The 7,158-nt window shown below is 68.8% G+C and carries 4 protein-coding genes and 1 pseudogene; all 5 read left to right on the top strand.

Translation table 11 applies throughout. The features are described 5' to 3' along the window. Window positions 1-1,459, top strand: a pseudogene (locus BUB09_RS17560) (hypothetical protein); the annotation flags it as partial. Window positions 1,460-1,834: 375 nt separating this feature from the next. Then, window positions 1,835-3,205: a collagen-like protein gene (locus BUB09_RS17555; RefSeq protein WP_072893891.1), complete on the top strand. Its 1,371-nt coding sequence runs from the start codon at window positions 1,835-1,837 to the stop codon at window positions 3,203-3,205. A gap of 162 nt (window positions 3,206-3,367) precedes the next feature. Continuing rightward, window positions 3,368-4,798, top strand: coding sequence for a BclA C-terminal domain-containing protein (locus tag BUB09_RS17550; protein WP_072893888.1), 1,431 nt, complete (start codon window positions 3,368-3,370; stop codon window positions 4,796-4,798). A gap of 310 nt (window positions 4,799-5,108) precedes the next feature. Further along, window positions 5,109-5,903 (top strand): hypothetical protein, encoded by a 795-nt coding sequence (locus tag BUB09_RS03025; RefSeq protein ID WP_072893885.1) that lies wholly within the window; start codon window positions 5,109-5,111, stop codon window positions 5,901-5,903. Further along, the gene (locus tag BUB09_RS03020) at window positions 5,900-7,072 is read left to right on the top strand and encodes a CsgG/HfaB family protein (RefSeq protein WP_072893882.1); all 1,173 of its coding nucleotides are present in this window, start codon (window positions 5,900-5,902) and stop codon (window positions 7,070-7,072) included. The genes BUB09_RS03025 and BUB09_RS03020 overlap by 4 nt, the downstream gene beginning before the upstream one ends. The last annotated feature ends 86 nt before the right edge of the window (window positions 7,073-7,158 follow it).

Here is a 7,158-nt window from a genome sequence, read left to right as displayed (position 1 = left end):
ACTGTCGGTGCTGCAGGTCAGCGACGACCATCTGGAAGCGCGGTTGCCGAGCGGGTTCCAGATGACGCCGGGCGTGAGCTACCAGCTGTATGTGTCGTCACTGGGTGATCCGGATCGCTTCGGCTCGCTGACCACCGGCGAAGACCTGTCCAAGAACTCGGCGAGCCTGGCGCTGGTGGCGCCGTCCGGCGCCAAGGGCGCGACCGGTGCCACCGGCGCCACTGGCGCGGCGGGTACGCGGGGCGCCACCGGCGCGACCGGTGCTGCTGGCTTGAAGGGTGCGACCGGCGCGACCGGCGCGACCGGTGCGGCGGGCCTCAAAGGCGCGACGGGTGCCACCGGCGCGGCCGGAACTCGGGGCGGCACGGGCGCCACCGGTGCAGCAGGCGTTGCCGGTGCCAAGGGTGCGACGGGCGCTACGGGTGCAACGGGCGCGCAGGGCGTTCAGGGAGTGCCGGGCTCGCAAGGCCTGAAGGGCGCCACCGGCGCCACGGGCGCCGATGGCCGCTTCGCCAGCCAGTTCGACGGCGAGTGGCAATCGGGCGCCATTTACGAAGCGGGGGCTGTCGTGACGTTCGCCGGCTCAAGCTGGCTGTGCACGACCGCATCACCGCCCTGCGTCCAAACCCCGGCCCCGGGCAATCAGTGGACATTGATCGCGAAAGCTGGTGCACAAGGTCTGGCAGGTGAACCGGGTCCGGCGGGTGCTATCGGCCCAGAGGGGCCTCAAGGTCCCCAGGGGCCCGCCGGTTCGAAGGGCGACCCGGGGCAATCGGGCGCTGCTGGCATGCCGGGCCCGATGGGGCCTCAGGGTCCTCAGGGGCCTCAAGGTCTTCAGGGTGTTCAGGGGCCTGCGGGGCCTCAAGGTCCTCAGGGCCCAGCGGGCCTGAAGGGCGACATGGGACAACAGGGCGCCCCCGGTATGCAGGGCCCGGTCGGTCCGCAGGGCGATCTCGGCCCGATGGGCGCGGCCGGCCCTCAAGGCCCTGCGGGCCCAGCAGGCGCCACCGGCGCTACCGGTCCATCGGGTTCGTCCAACGTGACCGTTGGGCAAATCAATTGGAGCAGCCCGAATCCCACGGGCAGCTTCCTGTTTTCAACCAATGAAACGTGGCGGTCGACCTTCGGAACCTCGGTGCCGTTTGCCAAGGACGCCGTGGTCGCCTTCTCGGCAACCGGTCAGTTCCAGGTCGTCAGCCCGGTCAACTCCGCGTCGACTTGCTACGTCGGCATTCTGATCGACGGGGTTCCGGTCGGCGGCGCCTGCGACGCGACGAACAAAATCTGTCCGTATGCACAGGGCACATCCGGTACGGCACTGACGTCGCACGCGTTGACCCAATACGCCACCGTCACGGCGGGTACCCACATCCTGTCATTAGGCGTCACGAACGCCGGAACCGGTGGTCTCTGCGGGCTCTACCAGTCGCGTGTGACCTACATGGTCCTGCCGCGCTGAGACCGGGCTGCAGCAGTGGCCGGAGCCCGGCCAAAGGTCGGTTGCACTTGCGGGCTTTGAAGATCGTTTGAGCACGCTGCTACACCGTCAATCATTACAACGGATGACGACCTCGCCCCCGCACGAGTGGCCTGTGCGGGGGCACCTTTTGCCCAAAGCAGCCCCCGGCGCCTCAAGCCGCCATGCACGCGGTCGCAGGCTGATCCCTCGAGTCGGCGCGTGCGGGTCCGGCGCGCTTTGTTTGGCTGCGATTGCTCGGCGGTGCGCATCGGGCCCGATTCCTTTGGATTTCCTCAGTTCTCGGGCGTCGCGCGTCCCTAGCATTTCGGCGTGACGTGCCATGTCGGCGCGCGAAACTCGCCTCAGGAGCTGTGAATGAGCTTTCAACGCAAGCTGTGCACGACGTCGATGCTGATCGCCGCGTGGTACGCGGCACCGGCAGCCGCCGACCTTCAGATCCATAGCGCGAGCATTGTCTCGGGCACGCTGTTCATCGACGGCACGGAGTTCACGCCGCCGTCTTCGACGATCGAACCGCTGATCCAACTCAACGGCACGACGCTGTCGGTGCTGCAGGTCAGCGACGACAACCTGCAAGCGCGGGTTCCGTCGGGCTTTCAGCTGGCGCCGGGCGTGAGCTACCAGGTGTATGTCTCGTCGCTGGGTGATCCGGAGCGCTTCGGCTCGCTGACCACCGGCGAAGACCTGGCCAAGAACTCAGCCAGCCTTGCCTTGGTGGCACCGTCGGGCGCCACGGGCGCAACGGGCGCCACCGGTGCCACCGGCGCGGCCGGTGCACGCGGCGCCACGGGCGCTACCGGGGCCACCGGTGCTGCCGGCTTGAAGGGTGCAACCGGCGCGACCGGTGCCGCCGGCCTGCGTGGCGCGACCGGTGCGACCGGGGCCGCGGGTGCCCGAGGCGGCACGGGTGCGACCGGTGCGACGGGGGCAGCCGGCGCCAAGGGTGCGACCGGGGTCACTGGCGCGACCGGTGCGGCGGGCCTGATGGGCCCGACGGGTGTCACTGGAGGTCAGGGGCCCGCTGGTCCCGTCGGCCCCATCGGCATGCAGGGCGTCCAAGGCGCGCCCGGACTCCAAGGCCCTATCGGCCCGGTCGGGCCGATCGGTGCGACCGGCGCCACCGGTGCGGCAGGCCAGGGCGTGCCGACCGGCGGCACCGCCGGGCAGGTGCTGTCCAAGGTCGACGGTACCGACTACAACACGCAATGGACCACGCCGGCTTCTGGCGGCGGTGGTGGCGGCGGAACGGTCGTGTTGCGGGCCAACAAGCTGGGCGGTAGCGGCGAGTCCTGCCCGGTTGCGGTCAGCACCAATCCGGTCACCCTCAGCTTCAACAACGTACTGACCTCGCCTGGTAACGGCAGTGCTTGGAACGGCAGCAGCTTCACCGTGGGAGAGGGGCAGGACGGCTTGTACTGGGTGCAGGTGCGCGTTCACACGCCCGATGCATCGCCGGCGACCAACACGGTGGGCGTGCAGCTGACCCTTTCGATCAACGACACCCCGTACAGCCCGTACAGCGATCTCAATATCTACGGTCCGTATCCCGCACAGAACTCGAACACGATCCCGGGCACCAAGGGCAAGGGCGAAGTCATCGGCGTGGTGCCGCTGTCGGCCGGAGACCGCATCAAAACGTATTGCATCGGTGGCAACAGCAGCACGCCACCGCAGCCGCTTGCCGCCGATGGCGGCAGCAACATCACGATCGTCAAAATGAATTGAGCGGCTTTGCGGTGCGGCCGCCATGCACGCCGCTGCAGCGTGCCGGCCGCAGTGCAATTCCTCCGAACTTCCTCCTTTCTTCCAGTCTGAGCCTCCCTAGCATCCGGCAACGAATTAACGACGGTGATCGCACCGTCATTGCCACCACTAGGGGAGTTCCGGATGAGCTTTCAACGCAAGCTGTGCACGACGTCGATGCTGGTGGCCGCGTGGTACGCGGCACCAGCAGCAGCCGACCTTCAGATCCACAGCGCCAGCATCGTGTCGAACACGCTGTTCATCGATGGCACGGAATTCACGCCGCCGTCGTCGACGATCGAGCCGCTGATCCAGCTCAACGGCACGACGCTGTCGGTATTGCAGGTCAGCGACGACAACCTGCAGGCGCGGGTTCCGTCCGGGTTTCAGCTGGTCCCCGGCGTTAGCTACCAGCTGTACGTCTCGTCGCTGGGTGATCCGGAGCGCTTCGGTCCGCTGACCACCGGCGAAGACCTGTCTAAGAACTCCGCCAGCCTGGCACTGGTCGCATCAGCCGGCGCCACGGGTGCGACCGGTGCCACCGGCGCTACGGGTGCAGCGGGTGCGCGCGGCGCGACGGGCGCCACCGGTGCAGCGGGCTTGCGCGGTGCCACCGGTGCCACCGGCGCCACGGGTGCTGCTGGCTTGAAGGGCGCCACGGGTGTAACCGGTGCGCGGGGCGGCACTGGCGCGACCGGTGTGGCCGGCGCGACGGGCGCTAAGGGTGCCACGGGTGCAACCGGGCTTGCAGGCCCGACGGGTGCAACGGGTGCACAGGGCTTGAAGGGCGCCACCGGCGCCACCGGCTTGGTCGGCCCGATGGGTCCCACCGGCGCGCAGGGGCCGTCCGGCCCGCAGGGCGTCGCGGGCACGCCCGGCGAGACGGGCCCTCAGGGCGTCGCCGGTCCTGTTGGCCCTCAGGGTCTGCAGGGTCTTCAGGGCGTGGCCGGCCCTGCCGGTCCGCAGGGTTTGCAGGGTGTCGCCGGCGCGCCGGGCGCTCCGGGTCCGCAGGGTCCCCAGGGCCCCATCGGCCCGGCGGGTTTGAAGGGCGACCCGGGCGCTGCGGGTGCCACCGGTGCCACCGGCGCCGCAGGCCAGGGCGTGCCGGTCGGCGGAACGGCCGGGCAGGTGCTGACCAAAGTTGATGGCACCGACTACAACACGGCCTGGACGGCGCCGTCCGCTGCCAGTGTCGATTACGCCTATGGTTCGGCATTCGAGAACGGCGTCATCGCGGTGGTTCTCGGCGGATCGCGAATCCCGATGACGGGAAACACCAGCAGCACGTTCAGCGTCCGCGCGGGCGGCGGCGTCTTCGCGATCTTCGAAAACGGCACGTACCTGGTCCAGTACACGGTGGATCTGGCGTCCGCCATCAATGTCGGTATGGGCGTCTACCGTAACGCCTCCCAATTGCCGCTGTTGACGATCGAGCCCGTGTCGTCGCGATCGCAGTTCAACAAGTCCGCCATTCTGGAGTTGACCGCAGGTGACTCCATCGACCTCAGGGCCTACGGCCTGCTGGGCGCGATCACCGTGTCTGAAGGCACGATGACGATTCTGAGGCTCAAGTAACGGCACCATCCCAGGTGCTCGCTGGCGTGCCGCAGGGCGCGAGGCGATGACGAACATCACCGTCATTCCTTCGAACTTCCTCCGTTCTTTTGCAGAACGGATCGCGACACTAGCGCCGCCTTCAATCCGTCCCGGGTTGAGGGCGACCTTGGGGAACGTCACACGACGGTATCCGGCGACGCAGCACGGCATGGTCACCACCATCGCCTGTTGCGCGCCGCACCCGGTGGCCTTCCCTGCCGTGTCAGACCGCCGGCCGCGCCTTGATGGGGGCGCCCCGGCGGCACTGCGAACTGCCGAGACGATAAAAATGAAATCAGTGCAGCGCTCTGTGCGTTTACAGCAGGCCTTGGCCGGCCTGCTGCTGGGAGTCGGGGTCGTACCGGCCTCGCTGGCCAGCGATCTGGGAGGGCAGCGCAGCTTCCAATTCGCCGACCCGAACCAGCGGCTGGTGCAGCTCAACACCTTGGATTTGCGCGAACGCAAACGCGGCGGCGCGTTCCAGTTCAACACCACCAACAACATCGACCGGCAGATCAACTGCAACTTCACGGTCACGGCCACCGGCAATGCGGCGTCGCCGACGCATGCCGGTGCTGGCATCGCCCCGGTGGGCATGCAGGGCTCGGGCCTCAACGCCACCACCACCGGCAACCAGGCCCAGGCTGACAACAGCGCGTCCGGCGTCAACAGCAACGTCAGCGGCAGCATCACGCCGGACCGAGCCAATGCCAGCCCGGTCAGCGTCGGCGGTGACTTGAGCGTCGGTGCCACCGGGCGGGGCGGCTTTCCGACGCTGGCCGAGCTGGCCAATGCCAGCGCCTCGGTCGGCAACCCGATCCGCCTCGACGGCAACAGCCAGCTCAACAGCGGCTCGCATGCGGCCAACGGCACCAACGTCAATCAGGTCGGCCAGAGCAATACCGGCAGCACGCTGACCTCGGGCATCAACAACAGCCCAACGACCGTGTCGCTGGGCAACATCAGCGCCGACGGCGCGCAGATTCTGAACTCGGTCGACACCAGCCAGTCGATCAACGACACCCAGGTGGCGGCCAACGTCGACGGCTCCCGCGCCTGCGACTTCGTCGAGACCCAGCCGTGACGGCGCGTTGGCTGAGCATGGCCGGCGCCGCGTTGCTGAGCGCTTGCGCCGGCGCGGGTGGCGGTGGCGGCGTGCAACGCGCGCCGGACCAAGCCCCGCAGCTGGTCGGCCCCAGCGTCACCCGCAACACCACACCGCTGGAGCCGGCGTTCCAGTGCATGGGCACGGCGCTGCGCCAGCGGCTGCCGCAGAAGCCGCGCATCGGTGTGGGCCAAGTGCGCGACTACACCGGCAAGTTTTCGGAATTGGACGGCGGCTCGGCGATCACACAGGGCGGATCGCTGATGACGATCTCGGCGCTGGGCAAGCTGCGCGGCGCCGTACGCGTGTTCGAGCGCTTCGACACCTCGGTTGGTGAATGGGAACTGGGCCTGCTCGGCAAGCGCTATCTGGGCGACGAGCAGGTGCACGCGGTCGACAACAACGGCAACGTCCAGCAAGTGCCGTGGAAGCCGTACACCGGTGGCACGGTCGTCGAGACCGACTACTTCATCGTCGGCGGCATCACCGAGCTGAACTACACCGTCACCAGCGGCGGCGTGCGCGCCGAGATCAACCAGATCGGCCCGTCGGTCCGCAGCTTCGTCGCCAACGTGGCGGTCGATCTGCGGCTGATCGACACCAAGAGCCTGGAAGTGCTGGAAACGGTGTCGCTGCAAAAGCAGGTGATCGGCCGCGAGGTCAGCCTGTCGGTGTTCGAGTTCTTCAGCGACGTGCTGGTCAACATCGAAGTCGGCGGCAAGCATCTGGAGCCGCTGCAGCTGGCGGTGCGCACGACGCTGGAACAGGCGGTGCTCGAACTGCTGGGCCCGATGGCCGGCGTCGATCCGCTGAACTGCATCGAATACCGGCCGGAGCATCTGCGGCTGCCGCAAGGCGCGTCGCTGAAGCTCGATGCCACGGCGCCAGTGGCGGCGCCGGCTGCACCGGCAACGCCGGCCGCCAAGCCGACCGTGGCGCCGGTGCCACCGCCGGCGCCAGCCGCCAGCGCGACGTCACCGGCAGCGCCAGCCGTCGCGCCTGGCACTGCATCGCCGCTGCCGCTGGCCGCACCGCTGCTGCCGCAGACCGGCCGGCCCGACTTCGAACCCGGTGCCGGTCAACTCGGGCCGCGCGGTATCGGCCCTGACGCCTCGCGCCGGCCGCGCAGCGGTGGCAGCGCGCCATGACCCGTTGCCAACCCGAACCCCGCTGCGGCCCGCGCCGCCATCCCGCCGCGCCGTCCAAGCGCGGCGAAGGAGGCGCCGTGTGAACC

The sequence above is a fragment of the Hydrocarboniphaga daqingensis genome, from assembly GCF_900129825.1.
Classification (GTDB): Bacteria; Pseudomonadota; Gammaproteobacteria; order Nevskiales; family Nevskiaceae; genus Hydrocarboniphaga; species Hydrocarboniphaga daqingensis.
This window is presented reverse-complemented; position numbering and strand designations above follow the sequence as displayed.